Origin of the sequence: Streptomyces sp. A012304, from assembly GCF_026008495.1 — a bacterium.
GTDB lineage: Bacteria > Actinomycetota > Actinomycetes > Streptomycetales > Streptomycetaceae > Streptomyces.
In genome coordinates, this window is the sequence record NZ_BQUN01000068.1 from 46,129 (window position 1) to 66,597 (window position 20,469).

Genomic DNA, 20,469 nt, shown 5'->3' on the forward strand with positions numbered 1-20,469 from the left:
CGCCGTGGGCCGCTACACCGTCACCCGCTCGGTCGTCGAGGACGGCGGCCTGCCGGTGTACACGGCGGTGGACCCCACCCAGCGGGCGGCCGCCCGTGCGGTCCTCGCGCGGCTGCCCGAGGTGATGGACTGGGCGGAGTACAACTTCGGCCGGTACCCCTTCTCCTCCACCGGAGCGATCGTCGACCGTCCGCAGGACGCCGGGTACGCCCTGGAGACCCAGAGCCGCCCCGTCTTCCCCGGCGCCCCCGACACCCTGCTCCTCGTCCATGAGATCGCCCACCAGTGGTTCGGCAACTCCGTCACCCCGAAGACCTGGCGGGACATGTGGCTCAACGAGGGCTTCGCCACCTACGCCGAGTGGCTGTGGACGGAGGACGAGGGCGGCCCCACCGCCGAGGAGACCTTCCGCACGCTCTACGACCACGGCGAGACCACCTACCCGGACCTGTGGGCCTTCCCGCCCGCGAACCCGACGAGCGCCGCGCGCGTCTCCGACAGCCCCGTCTACCAGCGTGGCGCGATGGTGGTCCACAAGATCCGCCGCATGGTCGGCGACGACGCCTTCTACGCCCTGGTCCAGGGCTGGACCGCCGCCCGCCGCCACGGCAACGCGAACACCGCCGACTTCACGACGTACGTCGAGCAGCAGGCCCCCGACAAGGACTTCTCAGCGGTCTGGGAGGACTGGCTGTACGGCGAGGGCAAACCGCGGCGCCCCTGAGCCGTCCCCTGGTGCTCACCGTGGGCAGGGGGCGAAGGCGCCCCTGAGCCGCCCCTCGGTGCTCACCGCGTGCGGGTGGCAAGGGAAGAGCCCCCGGCCGGTGCGGCCGGGGGCTCTCTCAGGCGGTGAGCGGTCAGACGTTCACGCCGAAGTCCTGGGCGATGCCCACCAGGCCCGAGGCGTAGCCCTGGCCGACCGCGCGGAACTTCCACTCGGCGCCGTTGCGGTAGAGCTCGCCGAAGACCATGGCGGTCTCGGTGGCCGCGTCCTCGGAGAGGTCGTAGCGGGCGATCTCGGCGCCGCCGGCCTGGTTGATGATGCGGATGTAGGCGTTGCGGACCTGGCCGAAGTTCTGCGAGCGGCTCTCGGCGTCGTAGATGGAGACCGGGAAGACGATCTTGTCGATGTCGGCGGGGAGGCCCGCGAGGTTGACGTTGATCGCCTCGTCGTCGCCCGCGCCCTCGCCGGTGCGGTTGTCGCCGGTGTGGACGATCGTGCTGTCCGGGGTCTGCTTGTTGTTGAAGAAGACGAAGTGGGCGTCCGAGTAGACCTTGCCCTGGGTGTTGACCGCGATGGCGGAGGCGTCGAGGTCGAAGTCCGTGCCGGTGGTGGTGCGGACGTCCCAGCCGAGGCCCACGGTGACGGCGGTCAGGCCCGGAGCCTCCTTGGTGAGCGAGACGTTGCCACCCTTGGACAGGCTTACAGCCATGGTTGGGAGTCCTTTCCTTCGGTGCGTGGAGGCTTGGTGCGCTTCGTGCGCCACGAAGCTACAGCTATCCCTAGGAACGCGGCGAGCAGGCCCGAAGGTTCCCGTGTCTTTACTTTCTTTACCGACACACCCGGTCCACCGGATATTCGCGTGACGTGAACGGGTCACAGGCGGGAACATGTACGGCATGTCCGGTCCCCATCTCATCCGCGGCTCCGTCGCCCTCCCCGAGGCCGAGCTGATGTGGCGTTTCTCGCGCTCTTCGGGGCCCGGCGGGCAGCACGTCAACACCACCGACTCACAGGTGGAGCTCCGGTTCGACCTGGCCCGCACCGAGGCGCTGCCCGAGGTGTGGAAGGCGCGGGCGCTCCAGCGCCTCGCCGGGCGCCTGGTCGACGGCGTCGTCACCGTCCGCGCCTCCGAGCACCGTTCGCAGTGGCGCAACCGCGAGGCCGCCGCCGTACGGCTGGCCGCGCTGCTCGCGGAGGCGACCGCGCCGCCGCCCAAGCCGCGCCGGCCGACCCGGATCCCGCGCGGCCTCAACGAACGCCGGCTGCGGGAGAAGAAACAGCGTTCCGAGACCAAGCGGGGCAGAAGCGGCCGGGACTGGGGCTGAGCGGAGCGGGTCACAGCTCCAGCACGCCCACCGTCTGCCCGCCGCTCGTCTCCCCGGTGTCCCGGAAGCCCAGCCCCAGGTAGAAGCCCCGCGGGCCGTGCTCGCCGGGATGCCAGGTGACCCACAGGCGGTCGCCGCCCCTGCGGCGGATCTCCGCGGCCACCGACTCCACCGCGAACCGGCCGTACCCCTTGCCCTGCTCGTCCGCCGCGATGTTCAGCCGCCACAGACCGGAGCGGATCACGCTGCCGTCGAGGTTCCAGTCGATGTCGAAGAACGCCATCAGGAAACCGACGGGACGGTCGCCGTCGACGATCAGCCGCGGCCAGGCGACACCGGGATGCACGTAGGCCTCCGCGAGGGACTCCACGACCGGCGTGGCCGCGAATTCCTGTTCGGGAAGGATGCGAATGGCGAGGGCGGCGTCGAGATTCGCCGCGGTGATTTCTTCGAGCCTGAGAAAAGTCGCGGCCGGTGCGGGATGAGACGGTGTCATCAACGCACCCTAGAACGGGAGTTCACATAGCCGCCACTGAATTCCCGTTCAGCCCAACTGCCGGTACCGGCCCTTGAAATAGACCAGCGGGCCGCCGTCCGCGCTCGGCACCTTCGCGCTCAGGACACGGCCGATCACCAAGGTGTGGTCGCCCGCCTCCACCCGCTGTTCGGTCCGGCACTCCAAGGTGGCCAGCGCGCCGCCGACCAGGGGGGCGCCGGTGGCCTCGCCCCGCGTGTACGGGATGTCCTCGAAGAGCAGCCGGTCGCTGAGCCGGCCCTTCATCGCGAAGCGCCCCGCGATGTGGCGCTGGCTCTCGGAGAGCATCGACACACCCCACAGGGGCTGCTCGTCCAGCAGGTCGTCCATGCGGGCGCCGGTACGCAGGCTGACCAGCACCAAGGGCGGGTCCAGGGAGACGGACAGGAACGCGGTCGCCGTCATGCCGGCGTACTCGCCCTCCGGTGCCCCGGGGTCGTCCGGGTCCAGCGGGGGCTCCTGCGCGGTCACCAGGACCACGCCGCCGGCGAGCCGGGACATGGCGGCGCGGAACTCGTCGTTGCTCACCCCCACAGCATGCCCGGACGCGCGGGAGGGGGCGGGGACGGCGGTGGTGCGGAGTACGTCTGGAGGCACGCCTGCACGCTAGTGTCCGCGCCGCCCGCCGCGCATCGGACCTCCGCCCGAGTACGGTCGTAGGACCGCGGACCGACCCGGTCGCCCGGATACCGAAGATCGGCCCCGCCGTGAGATCGACTCCCGTACCCTCGACGTATACGGAGTCATACGCTCAGTAAACGCACAGGAAAAACGCAGAAACACCACGCAAATGCTCACGTTCTTATGTGACTTGAGTCACAAGAGGCAGGAATTGTTGACCCTGTGTACCGAGTGGGCAGCGCGCTGTGATTCAGTGACGGAGACCAGACCCAGCAAAGAATCGACAGATACGCCGACGACAACCCTTGATTCGCTGCGAAGTCTCGGGGGGAGGGCGAGCATGGAGACCGAGTCGGAGCCTTACGTCCGCCTTGCGTCCCTGCGACAGCTGCACCAGGCCATGGCCGACATGAACTCGGCCCGAAGCCTGGCCGACACACTGCAGACCGTCGCCGACGGCGTGGTCACCGCGCTCGGCTACGAGCTGGCGTGCGTCAACCTCGTACGCCCCGACGGCGATCTGGTCGTCGCCGCGTTCTCCGGCAACCCCGCCGCCGAGGCGCTCATCACCGGCAGGGTCGGCTCCCGGGAGTCCTGGGAGCGGCGCCTGAGCATGGGCGAGACCTGGGGCGACCTGGTCTTCATACCCCACACCGAGGGCTGGATCCTCGACGACGACGACGTCCCGCAGTGGTACACCGACGGACCGGAGCCCCGCTTCGAGGACGAGTGGCACCCCTCCGACCGGCTCTTCGCCCCCATGTACACCCCCGCCCCGCCCGGCGGCTCCGGCACCTGCGGCGAACTGATCGGCGTCCTGTCCGTGGACCGTCCGCGCAACGGCCGCCGGCCGGGCGCCTGGGGCCGCGAGGCGCTCCAGATGTACGCCTTCCAGGCCGCCATCGCCATCAGCAACGCGCGACTGCGGTCCAACATGCAGCGCGCCCTGGTCCGCCTCGAACGCGAGCAGCAGGCCCTGCGCGCCAGCGAGGAAAGCTTCCGGCAGGCCTTCGAGTACGCCCCCTCCGGCATGGCCATCGCCGAGATGGGCGGCGACCAGCACGGCCGGATCCTGCGCACCAACGACGCCCTGTGCCGCCTCCTCGGCCGCCCCGCCTCCGCGATGCGCCGCTACTCCTTCTCCGACCTCGTCCACCCCGAGGACATAGGCACCCTGCTGCGGACCTCCGCCGAGGGCGGACGGGCGGAGCTCAGGCTCGGCCGCCGCGACGGCACCTACGTCTGGGTCAGCCTGCGCAACTCCGTCGTCGCCGACGCCGCCGACGGCCCCCGCTTCCTCCGCACCCACGTCGAGGACATCGAGGAACGCAAGCGCCGCGAGCTCCAGCTCGCCCACCGCGCCTCGCACGACTCGCTGACCGGACTGCCGAACTCCGCCGAGCTGCGCTCCCGCCTCTCCTCCCGGATCTGCCAGCGCCCACAGGCCGGCCACCCGGCCGCCGTCGACGCGATGGACGCGGCCTACGGCCACCCCGCCTTCGACGCCAACGGCCACGGCTTCGACTTCCGGCCCGGCGGCGGCGAGGCGTACGACGCCTACGACCACCATGTGCACACCGTCGCCCCCGAAGACGGCGCCCGCGACGACGGCACCAAGGGCCTCGCGGTCCTCTTCTGCGACCTCGACGGCTTCAAGTCGATCAACGACCGGTTCGGGCACAACGCCGGTGACGCCGTCCTCATCGAGGTCGCCCGGCGGCTCTCGCGCGGCGTCCGCGACGGCGACACCGTGGCCCGGCTCGGCGGCGACGAGTTCGTGATCCTCGCCGACGGTCTCGGCCGCGCCGACGCCCAGGACCTCGCCGTACGCCTGCGCAACGAGATCATCCAGCCGATCCGCGCCGAGGGCCGGGCGGTCCGGGTCGGCGCCAGCTTCGGCATCGGCTGGGCCCACTGCGGGATGACCGCCGACGAGGTCCTGAAGTCGGCCGACGAGCGGATGTACGTCGAGAAACGATCTCGTCCCAAACAGCACAGACGAGCCGGATAAGCCCCAGCTCAGCGGGGTACGGCGAGCCGAGTCACCCGTTTGGGGCTTGCAGACCGGGTAGGCTCCCTGTTCTCCGCACGTATCCACACACGTACGTATCCGCCCCGCACCTGTTGAGGAGTACGAAGGGATGACGCCCGGCAACAACGGCGCGAGCACGCCCGAGGACGACGACCCGTTCGGCTACCTCTACGCCGACGGTCAGGCCAACGGCGCACAGCCCCCCTCCGGCGGTTACGGCTACCCCAACTCGGTCAGCCGGGTGCGTGCCGTCGGCGAGCGCCGGTACGGACAACAGCAGCAGCCCCAGCAGCAGACCGCGCAGTACGGCCAGCCGACGGTGCCGCCCCAGCAGGGCGCGTACGGCCAGCCGAACGCCAACTACGCCGCGCCCGAGACCTTCCCGGGCGCCGGTCTGCCGGGCTCGCGCCCGCAGCAGGCGCCCGGCGGTGGCGGCCGGGGCCGGGGCCCCAACACCAAGGGCCTGCTGATCGGCGCGGTCGCGGTGGTCGCCGCCGTCGTCATCGGTATCGCGGTGGTCATGGCCAACGGCGACTCCGACGACGGTGACAAGGCCAATGACCAGGTCTCCACCGCGCCCAGCGCCTCCGCGAGCGCCTCGCCGAGCGCCTCCAGCTCCGGCGACACGGCCCAGGAGATCGAGATGCCGACCATCGACGCCAAGGCACTGCGCCTCGGCGGCAGCGCCGCCCTCGCCTCCGACGTCCAGGGCGCCCAGGCCGACGGCGGCGTCTACGTCAACCTCAACCAGGTCGGCAACTCCGTCACCTGGAGCGTCGACAACATCCCGAAGGAGGGGACGTACACCCTCTTCGCGCACTACAGCACGGCCGGCGAGGACCAGTCGATGACGCTGACGATCAACGGCAAGGTCTTCGGCGCCAAGATGCGCATGAAGAACTACGCGAACGCCGCCGACGGCGACTTCACCAAGGGCTGGACGACGACCTACGCGTACCCGTCCCTGACCAAGGGCACGAACACCATCTCGATCTCCTGCGAGAACGGCGACAAGTGCAACGTGCTGCTCGACCAGCTGTGGCTGAAGAAGGGCCAGGTCACGGAGTAGCCCGCGGGGCGCTCAGGCCGCGGTGACCTCGCGGGTCACCGCTACCCGGCCGAGCAGCTCCTCGTAGGCGGCCCGGTCGAACTCGCCCGCCGCCGGGGCGAGGACCGTCGCCGCGGACAGGGCGACCGCGCGGGCCAGACGGTCGGGCCAGGACAGGCGCTCGACCAGGCCCGACAGCAGCCCGGCGGAGACGGAGTCGCCGGCACCGGCCGGATTGCCGTGGACACGGGCCGGCGGGGCGGCCCGCCAGCGGCCCTCCGCGGTCGCCGCCACCAGCCCCTGTGGGCCGAGCGAGGCCACCACGGCGTGCGCACCGCGCCGACGGGCGTCCTGCGTGGCGCGCGACGGCTCGTGGGAGCCGGTCAGTTCGGCCAGTTCGTCGGCGTTCGGCTTGACCAGATCCGGGCGGGCGGCGACCCCCCGGCGCAGCGGCTCCCCGCCGGTGTCCAGCAGCACCGGCACCCCGGCGGTCCGCGCGGTGCGCACCAGGCCCGCGTACGCGCCCACCGGCACGCCCGGCGGCAGACTGCCGCACAGGGCCACCGCCTCGGCGCCGGCCACGAGATCCTCGTACGCCTCCTGGAAGGCGGACCACTCGGCGGGCGTGATGAGCGGCCCGGGTTCGTTGAGCTGTGTGGTGTCGCCGGTGCGGGTGTCGACGACGGCGACCGTGCGGCGCGTGGCGCCCGAGACGGTGACGAGAGCGTCGGTCACGCCGGTCAGCCGGTCCCGGACCAGCCGGCCGGTGGGGCCGCCCACGAAGCCGGTGACGGTGACATCGTGGCCGAGACCGGCCAGCACGCGCGCCACGTTCAGCCCCTTGCCGCCGGGCCGTTCCAGCACGTCCGTCACCCGGTGGGTGGCGTGCGGGCGCAGGGCCGCGACGCGGTAGGTGATGTCGACAGCGGTGTTCAGCGTGACCGTGAGGATCACCTGCGCCGACCTCCCCCGCGTGCTTGCCGTCGTCCGCCTTCTCGGCCCGGTCGTCGTACCGGGGCTCGATCATCCCAAAGAGACGGCGACCGGCCCAGCCCTCGGGTCGGCCACCGTCTCCTACGGGCGGACGTTTCACGTCAGTTGGGGATCCACCACCCACTCGCCGCGCCGCATCACGCCCTTGAGGTCGAAGTTCTCGTCCAGGAGGACCAGGTCGGCGTCCTTGCCGGGTTCCAGGGAGCCCACCCGGTCGGCCATGCCGAGCAGCCGGGCCGGGGTGGCGGACAGGGCCGCGACGACGTCCTCGACGGGGAGGCGGTCGACCGTCACCGCCCGTTTGAAGGCGCGGTCCAGGGTGAGGGTGGAGCCCGCGATCGAGCCGCCCTCCACCAGCCGGGCCACCCCGTCGGTGACGTCCACCGCCAGCGGGCCGAGGTCGTACCGGCCGTCTCCGAAGCCGGCCGCGTCCATCGCGTCCGTGATGAACGCCACCCGGCCGGCGCCCGCGTGACGGAACGCCAGCTCCAGGGCGGCCGGGTGCAGGTGGACACCGTCGTTGATCAGCTCGACCGTGACCCGCTCGTCCTCCAGCAGCGCGGCGATCGGGCCGGGGGAGCGGTGGCCGAGGGCGGGCATCGCGTTGAAGAGGTGGGTGGCGACCGTCGCGCCCGCCTCGATGGCCTGGACGGTCTGCTCGTACGTGGCGTCCGTGTGGCCGACGGCCGCGATCACCCCGTGGTCCGCCAGCAGCCGTACGGAGTCCAGGCCGCCCGGCAGTTCGGTGGCGAGGGTGACCATCTTCGCCCGGCCGCGCGCCGCGTCGATCAGCTTGCGCACCTCCGCCGGGTCGGGGTCGCGCAGCAGCGCCTCGGAGTGCGCGCCCTTGCGGCACGGCGAGATGAAGGGGCCCTCGAAGTGGATGCCGGCCAGGTCGCCCTGCTCGGCCAGCTCGGACAGCAGTCCGGCCTGGCGGATCAGGACGTCCATGTCGTCGGTGACGGTGGAGGCGACGAGGGTGGTGGTGCCGTGACGGCGGTGGGTCCGCACGGCCTGGAGCACGTCGTCCGCCGGTCCGGAGACGGAGGCGCCTCCTCCGCCGTGGTTGTGGATGTCGACGAACCCGGGCACCAGCCAGTGGTTCTGGACGTCGATGACCTGGGCGTCCGTCGGGGTCGCGGCGGAGATGCGGGAGCCGTCGACGGTCACCCGGCCGTGCGGGACCGTTCCGGTGGGCAGGACCACATGGGCGCCGGAGAGGACGACGGGCGCCCTGCCGGTCGCGGGCCGCGGGTCGAGTGTGGCTGGTCGCGCAGTTCCCCGCGCCCCTGTGGGGGTGGCCATCAGGCGGTTACCTCCGTACGGTCCGTGTTGTCGAGGAGATCCCAGGCCAGGAGACCGGCGCCGAGGCATCCCGCGGTGTCCCCCAGGGCGGCGGGGACGATCTCCGGCAGTTTCTGGAAGGTGATCCGCTGCCGGACGGCGTCCCGCAGTGGTGTGAACAAGGTTTCCCCCGCTTCGGCGAGCCCGCCACCGATGACGAGGGTGCGCGGGTCCAGCAGGGTGAGGGCGGTGACCAGGCCGTCCGCGAGCGCGTCGACGGCGTGCCGCCAGACTCGGACGGCGTTCGGGTCCCCGGACGTGACGGCCTTGGCGCAGTCCGCCGCGTCCGCCTCCGGGTCGCCGCAGGCCGCCGCCCACGCCTCGCTCACCGCGGCCGCCGACGAGTACCGCTCCAGACAGCCCCGCTGCCCGCACGGGCAGGGGGTCGCGCCGGGCCGTACGACGACATGGCCGATCTCGCCGGCGAAGCCGTGCGCGCCCGCCTCGACCCGGCCGTCGAAGCCGATCGCGCCCGCGATGCCGGTGCCCAACGCCACGAACAGATAACGATCCGCGCCCCGTCCGGCGCCGATCCGGCCCTCCGCGAGGCCGCCGGCGCGTACGTCGTGGCCGAGGGCGACGGGGATGCCGAGCCGGGTGCGGAGCAGCTCGCGCAGGGGGACGTCACGCCAGCCGAGGTTGGCCGCGTAGGCGGCGACGCCGTGTGCCTCGTCGACGATGCCGGGGACGGCGACTCCGGCGGCGGCCGCGGGTTCGCCCAGGTGGCGGGCGCCGTGGGCGTGCAGCTCGGCGGCGAGGTCGAGGATGCCGGCGACGACCGCGTCGGGGCCGCGCTCGCGTGCGGTGGCCCGGCGGGCCTGGTGCAGCAGAGCGCCGTCCGCCCCGACCAGGGCGGCCTTCATCCCGGTGCCGCCCACGTCGAGGGCGATGACATGTCTCACGGGGGACAGTGTGGCCCGAGGACCCGCAAGAGGTCTAGCCCACTTGCGTGGTGTAGACCTTAATCCGAATATCGGGATCATTGGTCAGAGCATTCATCGGTTGGTGCAAGGCCACCGACGGGTTCCACGGCCACCAAGGGAGTGGGGAAGAGCAGTGCAGCGGCGGGCAGGGAAGTCGGCAACGATCGCGGCGGTGTCCGCCTTGAGCATGACGGCGGTGCTCGCCGGGTGCGGACTCACCGGTGACTCCGGCGACGTCACCCTCAGACTCGTCGCCGCCGACTACGGCGACAGCGGCGCCAACAGCTCGAAGAAGTACTGGGACAACCTCGTCACCGTGTACGAGGCCGAGCACCCCGGCGTCCAGGTCGAGGTCACCGTGTACTCCTGGAACGACGTCGACCGCGAGGTCAAGGAGCTGGTCGAGGCGGGCGAGGCCCCCGACCTGGCGCAGATCGGCGCCTACGCCGACTACGCCGACGCCGACCTGCTCTACAAGGCCGCCGACGTGCTCTCCATACCCGTGCAGGCCGACTTCGTGCCGCAGCTCGCCGACGCGGGGCAGGTGCGGGGCGTGCAGTACGGCATGCCGTTCGCCGCCTCCACGCGGGTGCTGTTCTACAACAAGACCCTCTTCACCAAGGCCGGGATCACCCCGCCCAAAACCTGGGACGAGCTGGCCGAGGCCGCCGAGGCGCTCAAGGCGGAGGGCGTGAAGTACCCCTACGCGCTGCCCCTCGGGCCGGAGGAGGCGCAGGCCGAGACCATGCAGTGGATGCTCAGCGGCGGGGGCGGCTACACCCAGAGCGCCGCCGGCTACAGCCTCGACTCCGAGGAGAACGTGCGGACCTTCACCTGGCTGAAGAACGAGCTGGTCCGCAAGGAACTGACCGGGCCGGTCGCGCCCGGCGAGCTCAACCGGGCCGACGCGTTCGCCGCGTTCACCGCCGGCCAGGTCGGCATGCTCAACGGGCATCCGTCGCTGATGAAGGCGGCCGAGACGAAGGGCGTGAAGTACGGCATGGTGACCATGCCGGGCGTCGACGGGCCGAGCAAGGTCTCCATGGGCGTCGCCGACTGGATGATGGCCTTCAAGCAGAACGGGCACGCCGACCAGATCAAGGACTTCCTCAGCTTCGTCTACTCCGAGAAGAACGTGCTGGCCTTCTCCCGCGAGTACGACCTGCTGCCGGTCACCAACTCCGCCTCCCAGGTGATGAGCGCCGCGAGCGAGGACGCGGACCTGCGGCCCTTCCTGGACGAGCTTCCGCTGTCCGAGCTGTACCCGGTCGGGCGCACCTCCTGGGCGACGGTCAGCGCGGCGGTCAAGAAGGAGATCGGCCGGGCCGTCACGCCGAGCGGCAGCCCGTCCGGCGTCCTGGGCGAACTCCAGTCGACGGCGACGACGGCGGAGAGCAGCACCGGCTGAGCCGGTTGGGCTACGGTGCGGGCATGCAGCGGCCAGAGGAAGAGCTGGGGGCGAGGGAACGCGACATCCTCGCCCTGGAACGACGCGGGTTCCCCGGCCCCGGCGCCAAGGAACGAGCGATCCGCGAGGAGCTGGACCTCTCCCCGGTCCGCTACTACCAGCTCCTCAACGCCCTCCTGGACGACCCGAGAGCCCTGGCCCACGACCCGGTGACGGTGAACCGTCTCCGACGGATCCGGGAGACCCGCAGATCGGAACGGTGAGCCGCGCGCCCCGGCCCCACCCGGTTATCGTCACCGTATGGGCACCCAAGAGACGCACTCCCAGGACCCCGGACCCCGCATACCCCCCCCCACCCCCCCCGCCGGACGAGACGCGCTCGACGCGATCCGGGCGCGGCCCCGCACCGCGCTCGTCGCCCTCGATTTCGACGGCACCCTCGCCCCCATCGTCGAGAACCCGGACGACGCCCGGGCCCACCCCGACGCCGTCCCCGCGCTGGCGTACCTCGCGCCGGAGATCGCCGCCGTCGCCGTCGTCACCGGCCGCCCCGCCGCCGTGGCCGTACGCAACGGCGGGTTCGCCGGAGTCCCCGGCCTGGAGCGCCTCACCGTCCTCGGCCACTACGGCGCCGAACGCTGGGACGCCCGCACCGGCACGGTCAGCGCCCCCGCCCCCCACCCCGGCGTCGCCGCCGTCCGAGCCGAGCTGCCGGCGGTGCTGGAGGCGGCCGGGAACTGGCAGGGGACCTGGGTGGAGGAGAAGGGCCGGGCCGTCGCCGTGCACACCCGCCGCGCCGAGGACCCGCAGGCCGCCTTCGAGGCCCTGCGCACCCCCCTCACCGACCTCGCGGCCCGGCACGGCCTGGTCGTCGAGCCCGGCCGCATGGTCCTCGAACTGCGCCCGCCGGGCGTGGACAAGGGCGTCGCCCTGCTGGAGTACGTCCGGGAGATCGGCGCCGAGTCGGTCCTCTACGCCGGCGACGACCTCGGCGACCTGCCCGCCTTCGCCGCGGTGGAGAAACTCCGCTCCGACGGCATCCCCGGCCTGCTCGTCGCCAGCGGCAGCACCGAGGTCACCGAGCTCTCCGACCGCGCGGACCTCGTCGTCGACGGCCCCGCCGGCGTCGTACGCCTGCTGCGGGCGCTCGCGGATCAGCTCGGCTGAAGCTCCCGCAACGCCTGCAACTGATCCAGGAACCACTGGGCCGGAGGCAGCGCGGTCGCGGCGGCGGCGAGCCTCTTGGTGCGCTCGGCGCGCTCCTCCGGCTTCATCGACAACCCCTCGTGCAGGGCGCGGGCCGTCTCCAGGACGTCGTAGGGGTTGACGACGATCGCGTCCTCGCGCAGTTCCCAGTACGCTCCCGCCTCCCGCGACAGCACCAGCGCGCATCCCTGGTCGGAGACCACGGGGACCTCCTTGGCGACCAGGTTCATGCCGTCCCGGATGGGGTTGACCAGGGCGACGTCCGCGAGGCGGTAGGCGGCGAGGGAGCGGGCGAAGTCGTCCTTGAGGTTGAGCAGGACGGGGGTCCAGCCGGGGGTGCCGTACTGCTCGTTGATCTCGTCCGTGAGCCGCCGCACCTGCGCCATGTAGTCCCGGTAGACGGCGAGGTCCTGCCGGGAGGGGTAGGCGAAGGCGATGTGCACGACCCGCTCGTGCCACTCCGGGTGGTCCGCGAGGAGCTGTCGGTAGGCCAGCAGGCCGCGCACGATGTTCTTCGACAGCTCGGTGCGGTCGACCCGGACGATCGCCTTGCGGTCGCTCCCGCCGATCTCCTGGCGCAGTTCCGCCAGCCGCTCCTCGACGTCCGCCGCGTGCGAGCGGGTCCGCAGGAAGTCGGCGTCGGCGCCGAGGCCGTGCACACCGATGTACGTCCGGCGGGCGATCCGCTCGTCGCGCAGGTGTTCGATGGACCTGGGGGCTCCCGACGGCCACGCCGGAAGCCAGCGATGGGGGTCGAGCCCCTCCACACAGTTCTGGAACGCCGTCGCCCACCGGTGGGTCAGGAACCCTAGCCGGTCGGCCCCGAGCATGCCCTCCACCAACTGCTCGCGGATGTCCCGCGGCAGCAGCCCGAAGTAGTCCGGCGGCGCCCACGGCGTGTGCGAGAAGTGGCCGATGCGCAGGTCGGGGCGGAGCTCGCGGAGCATCCCGGGCACCAGGCACAGGTGGTAGTCCTGCACCAGGACCGCCGCCCCCTCGGCGGCCTCCTGCGCCAGCGCCTCGGCGAACGCCCGGTTGTACGTCTCGTACGACGCCCACTGGCGCCGGAACTCCGCGTCGAAGACCGGCTCCAGCGGGGTCTGGTACAGCAGGTGGTGGATGAACCACAGCACCGAGTTCGCGATGCCGTTGTACGCCTCGGCGTGCACGTCGGCCGGGACGTCCAGCATCCGCACGCCCGGTTCCCCGACGCCGCGCCGCACCGCCTCGCGGTCGCCGTCGGACAGCGCCGAGCACACCCACAGGGCACCCGCGTCCGGGCCGATCGCCGACAGACCCGAGACCAGTCCGCCGCCACCTCGTTTCGGCTGGAGCGAGCCGTCCTCGCGCACCGTGTACGAGACCGGGCCGCGGTTGGACGCGACCAGCACCTGAGCACCCTGAGCAGCAGCACCGTCCGTGGAAGCCATACGCCTCAACCTAGCCCGGTCAGGAAACGCTCAAACGTACGGACGCCCTGTGTTGACGGCCGTATACGGACCGTCCGCGGGGTCAGGCGACCTTGCGTGCCGCGTACTCCGCGATCTCCGCCATCGGCGGCCGTTCCTCGGTGTCCACGGAGTAGGTGCGCGGCTCGAAACCGTCGGGGCCGCGTTCGAACTGGGTGAGGGACGGGCGGACCAGGTGGCCGCGGGCCAGCCGTAGCTGGGCCGTGCGGTAGATCGCTGCCGCCATCCGACCGAGGGCCTGGCCGTCCTGGTGGCGGTGCTTGCGCACGCCCACGTCGACCTGGGCGAGGGCGTCCAGGCCCACCATGTGCAGGGCGTCGACCAGCATGCCCAGCTCCACGCCGTACCCGACGGGGAAGGGCAGCTGCTCCAGCAGGCGGCGGCGGGCCGCGTACTCGCCGCCCAGCGGCTGCACGAAGCCGGCCAGCTGCGGCCAGTGCATGTTCAGCAGCGGGCGGGCCATCAGTTCGGTGACCCGGCCGCCCTGGCCCGCCGCGCCGCCCAGCGGGCGGTCGTACATGGCCTTGACCAGGTCGACGTCCGGGTCGGTGAGCAGCGGGCCGACGATCCCGGAGACGAAGTCGGAGGAGAACTCCTTCAGGTCGGCGTCGATGAAGCAGACGATGTCGCCGGTGGTGACCAGCAGGGACCGCCACAGCACCTCACCCTTGCCGGGCACGGCCGGGACGCGCGGCAGGATGCTGTCGCGGTGGACGACCCGGGCCCCGGCCGCCGCGGCGACCTGCGCGGTGCGGTCGGTGGACGCCGAGTCCACGACGACGATCTCGTCGACGAGCGGGACCTGCCGCACGAGGTCGTGACGGATCACGGAGACGATGTCCCCGATCGTCTTCTCCTCGTTCAGGGCGGGCAGCACCACGGACACCGACTGGCCCGTGGCCCGCTTGGCGGCGAGTATCCGGTGCAGCGGGCGATCGGTCACGGACCAGGAGCGGGTGGCCAGCCAGCGCTCGACTTCTTCCAGCACGGTCTGCGACTCCTCACTGTCGTGATCACACCCGGTGCACGCCAGGTGACCGTGTGATCCATCTCGCGGTTCGGACGACTATCTCAACTCTCCTGGCCTTCGGTTACAGTCTTGAACAACGCGGATGACCATCGCATGTCCGGTCTCTCCGTCGTTCACAACCACATACCGCTCATCCAGAGGGGCAGAGGGACACGGCCCGATGAAGCCCCGGCAACCCTCCAGCCGGTCTTGTCACATCGAAGTGGCGAGGCTCCCGGCTTGGGAAGGTGCCAAATCCGTCTCACGGCGAGATGCGTCGTGAGGAAGATGAGGAGAAAGGGCCTCGCCTCACATGGCTGCGCAGACAGTTGCCAACACCACGGACACCACGACGACCGTCGACCTCGGCCCCGCCGCCGCGCTGAGCTGCCGCGAGTGCGGCCACCGCGTCCCCCTCGGCCCGGTCTTCGCCTGCGAGGAGTGTTTCGGCCCCCTCGAGATCGCCTACGACTTCTCCTCCTACGACACCGAGGAGCTGCGCAAGCGCATCGAGGCGGGACCCTCGAACATCTGGCGGTACGCGCCGCTGCTGCCCGTCCCGGCCGACGTGGCGGACAAGCCGAACATCAACCCGGGCTGGACCCAGCTCGTCAAGGCCGACAACCTCGCCCGTGAGCTGGGCGTGACCGGCGGGCTGTACGTGAAGGACGACTCCGGCAACCCCACGCACTCCTTCAAGGACCGCGTGGTCGCGCAGGCCCTGGAGGCGGCGCGCGCGTTCGGCTTCACCACCCTGTCCTGCTCCTCCACCGGCAACCTGGCCGGCGCCGTCGGCGCCGCCGCCGCCCGGGCCGGCTTCCGCTCCTGCGTGTTCATCCCGCACGACCTGGAGCAGGGCAAGGTCGTCATGGCCGCGGTCTACGGCGGTGAGCTGGTCGGCATCGAGGGCAACTACGACGACGTCAACCGCTTCTGCTCGGAGCTCATCGGCGACCCGGCCGGCGAGGGCTGGGGCTTCGTCAACGTCAACCTGCGGCCCTACTACGCCGAGGGCTCCAAGACGCTGGCGTACGAGATCTGCGAGCAGCTCGGCTGGCGGCTGCCGGACCAGCTCGTCGTGCCGATCGCGTCCGGCTCGCAGCTCACGAAGATCGACAAGGGGCTCCAGGAGCTGATCAAGCTCGGTCTGGTCGAGGACAAGCCGTACAAGATCTTCGGCGCGCAGGCCGAGGGCTGCTCGCCGGTGTCCGTCGCCTTCAAGGCCGGGCACGACGTGGTCCGGCCGCAGAAGCCGAACACCATCGCCAAGTCGCTGGCCATCGGCAACCCGGCGGACGGTCCGTACGTCCTCGACATCGCCCGCCGTACGGGCGGCGCGGTGGAGGACGTCACCGACGAGCAGGTCGTCGACGCGATCAAGCTCCTGGCGCGGACGGAGGGCATCTTCGCGGAGACCGCCGGTGGCGTGACCGTGGGGGTGACGCGCAAGCTGATCGAGAACGGCGTCCTCGACCCGGCGCTGACGACGGTCGTGCTGAACACCGGTGACGGCCTCAAGACCCTCGACGCGGTGGCCGGCACCGGCCTCACCGCCACCATCCGCCCGAACCTGGACTCCTTCCGAGAGGCTGGCCTCGCATGAGCGTCACCGTCCGCATCCCCACCATCCTGCGCACCTACACCGGCGGGCAGGCCGAGGTCCCCGCCGAGGGGGCGACCCTCGCCGAGGTCATCGCCGACCTGGAGAAGAACCACACCGGCATCGCCGCGCGCGTGCTGGACGACCAGGGCAAGCTGCGCCGGTTCGTCAACGTGTACGTGAACGACGACGACGTCCGCTTCGAGCAGGGGCTTGAGACGGTCACCCCGGACGGTGCCGGCGTGTCGATCATCCCGGCCGTCGCCGGCGGCTGAGACGGCCGATCATCGGCCGATCACGGCTGATCATTCGGTCGATCATTACCTTCGGTAACAGTGATTACCGAGAGTTCATCGAATTGCCCCCTCCGTGAGAGAAGCGGAGGGGGCAATTCAGTGTGATTGAGCGCGGTACAGTTGGGGAACGCGCCGCCCATTCGCATGCCGAACGCATGGAGTTCCGACTCCGCATGCGATGAGAAGTAGCCAAAGTGTGCAGGTCTTTTGCGCCTTTCGTTCCGTTTGTGAGGCCCGACTTGCCCTGAATTCGGGGGAATTCTCACCATATTGTGGACCGGCGACGTCCAGAATTCTCGTCCGATTGACCTGTTGCAGACGGCAGTTGGACAGATACATTCAGCCGCGGTCGACGCGTTCCGGCGCACGCCCCCAACGACTGGGGGGTGAGGTCTGACCCGGGTCCGCGAAGTGTGGATCTGTGCAAGGGCCAGTAATAGGGGAGTTAGGCATGGCTCAGGGCACCGTCAAGTGGTTCAACGCGGAGAAGGGGTACGGCTTCATCGCGGTCGACGGTGGTGCGGACGTCTTCGTCCACTACAGCGCGATTCAGATGGACGGCTACCGCACCCTGGAAGAGGGCCAGCGGGTCGAGTTCGAGATCTCGCAGGGCCAGAAGGGCCCGCAGGCCGACATGGTTCGCGTCACCGCCTGAACGATTCTCAGCGAAGGGCTCGCATCCCGGCGGGGATGCGGGCCCTTCGTGCTGTCCGGGCAGCCGCCCGCGGGGGCCGGACGCCCCGCCCGATCCCCGGGAGGCGCTTGCACTCGGCATGCCCGAGTGCTAATCATTGCGTTAGCACTCTGAAGGTGAGAGTGACAAAGAAGGACCGGGTCGGTGAGGCCCGCAGGCCAGGTGGGGCAAGGAACCACAGGCCGGCGAGCCGTCCGTCGCGGGCGCGGGCGCGGTCCGAAGGAATCACCCCCAGTCCTGGAGGGACCACTTCACATGGCCAAGATCATCGCGTTCGACGAGGAGGCGCGGCGCGGCCTCGAGCGCGGCATGAACCAGCTCGCGGACGCCGTGAAGGTGACGCTCGGCCCCAAGGGCCGCAACGTCGTCCTCGAGAAGAAGTGGGGCGCCCCCACGATCACCAACGATGGTGTCTCCATCGCCAAGGAGATCGAGCTCGAGGACCCGTACGAGAAGATCGGCGCCGAGCTGGTCAAGGAAGTCGCCAAGAAGACGGACGACGTCGCCGGTGACGGTACGACCACCGCGACCGTCCTCGCCCAGGCGCTGGTCCGCGAGGGTCTGCGCAACGTCGCCGCCGGCGCCAACCCGATGGCCCTGAAGCGCGGTATCGAGAAGGCCGTCGAGGCCGTCTCCGCCGCCCTGCTCGAGCAGGCGAAGGACGTCGAGACCAAGGAGCAGATCGCCTCCACGGCCTCCATCTCCGCCGCCGACACCCAGATCGGCGAGCTGATCGCCGAGGCCATGGACAAGGTCGGCAAGGAAGGCGTCATCACCGTCGAGGAGTCCCAGACCTTCGGTCTGGAGCTGGAGCTCACCGAGGGTATGCGCTTCGACAAGGGCTACATCTCGGCGTACTTCGCCACCGACATGGAGCGTATGGAGGCCGTCCTCGACGACCCGTACATCCTGATCGCCAACTCCAAGATCTCCTCGGTCAAGGACCTGCTCCCGCTGCTGGAGAAGGTCATGCAGTCGGGCAAGCCGCTGCTGATCATCGCCGAGGACGTCGAGGGCGAGGCCCTGTCGACCCTGGTCGTCAACAAGATCCGCGGCACCTTCAAGTCCGTCGCGGTCAAGGCCCCGGGCTTCGGCGACCGCCGCAAGGCCATGCTGAACGACATCGCCATCCTCACCGGCGGCGAGGTCATCTCCGAGGAGGTCGGTCTCAAGCTCGAGAACACCTCCCTGGACCTCCTGGGCAAGGCCCGCAAGGTCGTCATCACCAAGGACGAGACCACCATCGTCGACGGTGCCGGCTCCTCCGAGCAGGTCGCGGGCCGCGTGAACCAGATCCGCGCCGAGATCGAGAACAGCGACTCCGACTACGACCGCGAGAAGCTCCAGGAGCGCCTGGCGAAGCTCGCCGGCGGTGTCGCGGTCATCAAGGCCGGTGCCGCCACCGAGGTGGAGCTCAAGGAGCGCAAGCACCGCATCGAGGACGCCGTCCGCAACGCGAAGGCCGCCGTCGAGGAGGGCATCGTCGCCGGTGGTGGCGTGGCCCTGCTCCAGGCCTCCCAGGTCTTCGAGAAGCTGGAGCTGGAGGGCGACGAGGCCACCGGTGCCGCCGCCGTCAAGCTGGCGCTCGAGGCCCCGCTGAAGCAGATCGCCGTCAACGCCGGCCTCGAGGGCGGCGTCGTGGTGGAGAAGGTGCGCAACCTGACCCCGGGCCACGGCCTGAACGCCGCGACCGGCGAGTACGTCGACCTGGTCGCCGAGGGCATCATCGACCCGGCGAAGGTGACGCGCTCCGCGCTGCAGAACGCCGCGTCGATCGCCGCGCTGTTCCTCACCACCGAGGCCGTCATCGCCGACAAGCCGGAGAAGGCCGCCGCGCCCGCCGGCGGCGGCATGCCGGGCGGTGACATGGACTTCTGATCCTTCCGAGGATCGGACCCGTCCGCGGTACCGAGGGCGGCATCCCCTGTACGACAGGGGGTGCCGCCCTCGGGCGTTTCACGCACAGGTCCAGCCAGGAGGGGGCGGGACGGGCACGCTTCGTCATGCGGTCATTGTCCGAGGACCCGCCTCATCCTGTCGGGGAAGTCGGTGGTGAAGCCGTCCACGCGCAGGTCCCGGAGGCGGCGGGCCTGGGTGGGGGTGTTCACCGTCCACGGCCACACCTTCAGCGGCTTGCCGTGCGGGCCTTTGAGCGCGTGGGCGCGGCGCACGAAGTGGGCGGTGGTGGCCCCGTGTTCGGGATTGACCACGTCGGCGTACGTGGCGTACGAGGCCAGCTCGCCGGCCGTGGCCCTCTCGTCGCAGATGCCGAGCTTGATGTCCGGCCGCTCCTTGCGGACGGTCTTCAGCGCGGCGGGCAGGAAGCTGATCACGTACAGCCGGTCGTGGACGTGGTGGGCGTCCAGCCAGCCCTTGCGGTCGAGGACCCGCAGGGTGTCCTGGACGACTCCGGGGAAACGGCCCGGCCACTTCAGCTCCAGGAGCAGGCCCTGGCCGTTGCGGTCGAGCCGGTCGAGGGCCTGTCCGAGGGTGGGGACGCGGGCCGTCTCGTAGCGGGTGCCCTTCCACCGGGCGGAGGCCCCCGCGCGCAGTCTGCTCAGTTCCGCGTAGGTGAAGTCGCCCACCCTCCAGGGCGCGCGGTGCGGGAAGACCTTCTCGGCGTCGGTCGTGCGGACGAGGTCCGGGTCGTGCATGAGGACCAGGACGCCGTCCTTGCTGCGCTGCACGTCCACCTCGACCCAGTCGATGCCCGCGCGGTCGGCGCGGTCGACGGCTTCCAGGGTGTTCTCCGGGGCGAGTCCGGCGGCCCCGCGATGACCGATGACGAGCGGGGCGGCGGCATCCGCGTGGGCGACGGGGGTGAGCAGGGACAGGGCGAGGGCGGCGAGGGCGGCGGACGCCGTGACGCAGGTGCGTTCGGGCATGGGTGTGGTGCCTTTCAAGGTTCGTGGGGCGGTTTCACCACGAGCTTTGGACGGTCCGCGCACCCGTGCCCAGCGGTGCTGCTCCATGCGGGAAGGCGCGGAAATCATGGGAAACAGCCGGGGAAACATCGGGGAACGAATGGCTAACTGCCGAGGAACGGCAGGGGAGTTGCGGGGAGGGGGTGCGGACGGTCGACTCGGGCGTGTGCGGGATCACAGGGTCGGGGTGGCCGGAGCCGGAATGGTCGGCGGGCCGGGGCCGGTTGAAGGGTTCACAGGCACTGGATGCGTGTGCACATACCGCTTGGTCACCCATTGCGAGGAGCCCCCGACGTGAGCGTCACCCCGCCCGTCCCC

At 70.9% G+C, this 20,469-nt stretch carries 20 protein-coding genes and 1 riboswitch; of the genes, 11 read left to right on the forward strand and 9 right to left on the reverse strand.

The features are described 5' to 3' along the window. The coding region (locus ALMP_RS15335; RefSeq protein ID WP_264928227.1) for a M1 family aminopeptidase at positions 1-724 on the forward strand (724 nt) is incomplete at its 5' end. A 133-nt stretch (positions 725-857) separates the two neighbouring features. Here the strand turns inward: ALMP_RS15335 and ALMP_RS15340 are convergent. Continuing rightward, complete coding sequence (locus ALMP_RS15340; protein ID WP_004000230.1) at positions 858-1,433, reverse strand: TerD family protein; 576 nt, start codon at positions 1,431-1,433, stop codon at positions 858-860. 178 nt (positions 1,434-1,611) lie between these two features. On the opposite strand from ALMP_RS15340, the gene arfB reads away from it, so the two are divergent. Next, complete coding sequence (arfB, locus tag ALMP_RS15345) at positions 1,612-2,049, forward strand: alternative ribosome rescue aminoacyl-tRNA hydrolase ArfB (RefSeq protein WP_264928230.1); 438 nt, start codon at positions 1,612-1,614, stop codon at positions 2,047-2,049. Between the two features lie 10 nt (positions 2,050-2,059). Here arfB and ALMP_RS15350 read toward each other — a convergent pair whose 3' ends face one another. After that, positions 2,060-2,545 (reverse strand): GNAT family N-acetyltransferase, encoded by a 486-nt coding sequence (locus ALMP_RS15350; RefSeq protein WP_264928231.1) that lies wholly within the window; start codon positions 2,543-2,545, stop codon positions 2,060-2,062. A 48-nt stretch (positions 2,546-2,593) separates the two neighbouring features. Then, positions 2,594-3,181: a flavin reductase family protein gene (locus ALMP_RS15355; protein WP_264928233.1), complete on the reverse strand. Its 588-nt coding sequence runs from the start codon at positions 3,179-3,181 to the stop codon at positions 2,594-2,596. A 364-nt stretch (positions 3,182-3,545) separates the two neighbouring features. Here ALMP_RS15355 and cdgB point away from each other — a divergent pair, with 364 nt between their 5' ends. Together cdgB and ALMP_RS15365 are read left to right on the forward strand one after the other, a co-directional pair. After that, complete coding sequence (cdgB, locus tag ALMP_RS15360) at positions 3,546-5,216, forward strand: diguanylate cyclase CdgB (protein WP_264928235.1); 1,671 nt, start codon at positions 3,546-3,548, stop codon at positions 5,214-5,216. Positions 5,217-5,346: 130 nt separating this feature from the next. Then, complete coding sequence (locus ALMP_RS15365; RefSeq protein WP_264928236.1) at positions 5,347-6,306, forward strand: carbohydrate-binding protein; 960 nt, start codon at positions 5,347-5,349, stop codon at positions 6,304-6,306. 12 nt (positions 6,307-6,318) lie between these two features. On the opposite strand, the gene ALMP_RS15370 is transcribed toward ALMP_RS15365, so the two are convergent. The 3 genes from ALMP_RS15370 to ALMP_RS15380 all read right to left on the reverse strand — a co-directional run bounded on the left by ALMP_RS15370 (position 6,319) and on the right by ALMP_RS15380 (position 9,524). Further along, the gene (locus ALMP_RS15370) at positions 6,319-7,239 is read right to left on the reverse strand and encodes a 1-phosphofructokinase family hexose kinase (protein WP_264928238.1); all 921 of its coding nucleotides are present in this window, start codon (positions 7,237-7,239) and stop codon (positions 6,319-6,321) included. A 135-nt stretch (positions 7,240-7,374) separates the two neighbouring features. Beyond that, on the reverse strand, positions 7,375-8,583 hold the full coding sequence (gene nagA, locus ALMP_RS15375; RefSeq protein WP_264928240.1) for an N-acetylglucosamine-6-phosphate deacetylase: 1,209 nt from the start codon (positions 8,581-8,583) through the stop codon (positions 7,375-7,377). Continuing rightward, positions 8,583-9,524: an ROK family protein gene (locus ALMP_RS15380; RefSeq protein ID WP_264928242.1), complete on the reverse strand. Its 942-nt coding sequence runs from the start codon at positions 9,522-9,524 to the stop codon at positions 8,583-8,585. The genes nagA and ALMP_RS15380 overlap by 1 nt, the downstream gene beginning before the upstream one ends. 208 nt (positions 9,525-9,732) lie before the next feature. Here ALMP_RS15380 and ALMP_RS15385 point away from each other — a divergent pair, with 208 nt between their 5' ends. The 3 genes from ALMP_RS15385 to otsB are packed head-to-tail and all read left to right on the forward strand — an operon-like array spanning position 9,733 to position 12,120. Continuing rightward, a complete protein-coding gene (locus ALMP_RS15385; protein WP_264928655.1) occupies positions 9,733-10,953 on the forward strand; it encodes an extracellular solute-binding protein in 1,221 nt (406 codons plus the stop codon). A gap of 23 nt (positions 10,954-10,976) precedes the next feature. Next, the gene (locus ALMP_RS15390) at positions 10,977-11,216 is read left to right on the forward strand and encodes a DUF3263 domain-containing protein (protein WP_264928243.1); all 240 of its coding nucleotides are present in this window, start codon (positions 10,977-10,979) and stop codon (positions 11,214-11,216) included. Between the two features lie 37 nt (positions 11,217-11,253). Next, positions 11,254-12,120, forward strand: coding sequence for a trehalose-phosphatase (otsB, locus tag ALMP_RS15395; protein ID WP_264928245.1), 867 nt, complete (start codon positions 11,254-11,256; stop codon positions 12,118-12,120). Here the strand turns inward: otsB and ALMP_RS15400 are convergent. Together ALMP_RS15400 and ALMP_RS15405 are read right to left on the reverse strand one after the other, a co-directional pair. Further along, complete coding sequence (locus ALMP_RS15400; RefSeq protein WP_264928246.1) at positions 12,108-13,589, reverse strand: trehalose-6-phosphate synthase; 1,482 nt, start codon at positions 13,587-13,589, stop codon at positions 12,108-12,110. The two genes, otsB and ALMP_RS15400, sit on opposite strands and share 13 nt — an antisense overlap. Positions 13,590-13,671: 82 nt before the next feature. Further along, the gene (locus ALMP_RS15405; RefSeq protein ID WP_264928248.1) at positions 13,672-14,616 is read right to left on the reverse strand and encodes a glucosyl-3-phosphoglycerate synthase; all 945 of its coding nucleotides are present in this window, start codon (positions 14,614-14,616) and stop codon (positions 13,672-13,674) included. Positions 14,617-14,785: 169 nt separating this feature from the next. Continuing rightward, positions 14,786-14,932: riboswitch (SAM riboswitch) on the forward strand. An 18-nt stretch (positions 14,933-14,950) separates the two neighbouring features. Here ALMP_RS15405 and thrC point away from each other — a divergent pair. The 4 genes from thrC (at position 14,951) to groL (ending at position 19,105) form a co-directional block, all read left to right on the forward strand. Then, complete coding sequence (gene thrC, locus ALMP_RS15410) at positions 14,951-16,240, forward strand: threonine synthase (RefSeq protein ID WP_264928250.1); 1,290 nt, start codon at positions 14,951-14,953, stop codon at positions 16,238-16,240. Further along, a complete protein-coding gene (locus ALMP_RS15415; RefSeq protein WP_264928251.1) occupies positions 16,237-16,512 on the forward strand; it encodes a MoaD/ThiS family protein in 276 nt (91 codons plus the stop codon). Before thrC ends, ALMP_RS15415 begins: the two co-directional genes overlap by 4 nt. Before the next feature lie 472 nt (positions 16,513-16,984). Continuing rightward, the gene (locus tag ALMP_RS15420) at positions 16,985-17,188 is read left to right on the forward strand and encodes a cold-shock protein (RefSeq protein WP_004986573.1); all 204 of its coding nucleotides are present in this window, start codon (positions 16,985-16,987) and stop codon (positions 17,186-17,188) included. A gap of 294 nt (positions 17,189-17,482) precedes the next feature. After that, positions 17,483-19,105: a chaperonin GroEL gene (gene groL / locus ALMP_RS15425; protein ID WP_264928276.1), complete on the forward strand. Its 1,623-nt coding sequence runs from the start codon at positions 17,483-17,485 to the stop codon at positions 19,103-19,105. Positions 19,106-19,236: 131 nt separating this feature from the next. Here the strand turns inward: groL and ALMP_RS15430 are convergent, their stop codons facing one another. Continuing rightward, positions 19,237-20,112 carry a glycerophosphodiester phosphodiesterase family protein gene (locus ALMP_RS15430; protein ID WP_264928278.1) on the reverse strand — a complete coding sequence of 292 codons (876 nt, stop codon included), beginning with the start codon at positions 20,110-20,112 and terminating at the stop codon, positions 19,237-19,239. Positions 20,113-20,469: the final 357 nt, after the last annotated feature.

Coding starts and splice junctions, on each gene's coding strand:
- ALMP_RS15340 (WP_004000230.1), bottom strand. CDS start 1,433: ATGGCTGTAAGCCTGTCCAAGGGTGGCAACGTCTCGCTCACCAAGGAG.
- arfB (WP_264928230.1), top strand. CDS start 1,612: ATGTACGGCATGTCCGGTCCCCATCTCATCCGCGGCTCCGTCGCCCTC.
- ALMP_RS15350 (WP_264928231.1), bottom strand. CDS start 2,545: ATGACACCGTCTCATCCCGCACCGGCCGCGACTTTTCTCAGGCTCGAA.
- cdgB (WP_264928235.1), top strand. CDS start 3,546: ATGGAGACCGAGTCGGAGCCTTACGTCCGCCTTGCGTCCCTGCGACAG.
- ALMP_RS15365 (WP_264928236.1), top strand. CDS start 5,347: ATGACGCCCGGCAACAACGGCGCGAGCACGCCCGAGGACGACGACCCG.
- nagA (WP_264928240.1), bottom strand. CDS start 8,583: ATGGCCACCCCCACAGGGGCGCGGGGAACTGCGCGACCAGCCACACTC.
- ALMP_RS15385 (WP_264928655.1), top strand. CDS start 9,733: ATGACGGCGGTGCTCGCCGGGTGCGGACTCACCGGTGACTCCGGCGAC.
- ALMP_RS15390 (WP_264928243.1), top strand. CDS start 10,977: ATGCAGCGGCCAGAGGAAGAGCTGGGGGCGAGGGAACGCGACATCCTC.
- otsB (WP_264928245.1), top strand. CDS start 11,254: ATGGGCACCCAAGAGACGCACTCCCAGGACCCCGGACCCCGCATACCC.
- ALMP_RS15400 (WP_264928246.1), bottom strand. CDS start 13,589: ATGGCTTCCACGGACGGTGCTGCTGCTCAGGGTGCTCAGGTGCTGGTC.
- thrC (WP_264928250.1), top strand. CDS start 14,951: ATGGCTGCGCAGACAGTTGCCAACACCACGGACACCACGACGACCGTC.
- ALMP_RS15415 (WP_264928251.1), top strand. CDS start 16,237: ATGAGCGTCACCGTCCGCATCCCCACCATCCTGCGCACCTACACCGGC.
- ALMP_RS15420 (WP_004986573.1), top strand. CDS start 16,985: ATGGCTCAGGGCACCGTCAAGTGGTTCAACGCGGAGAAGGGGTACGGC.
- groL (WP_264928276.1), top strand. CDS start 17,483: ATGGCCAAGATCATCGCGTTCGACGAGGAGGCGCGGCGCGGCCTCGAG.
- ALMP_RS15430 (WP_264928278.1), bottom strand. CDS start 20,112: ATGCCCGAACGCACCTGCGTCACGGCGTCCGCCGCCCTCGCCGCCCTC.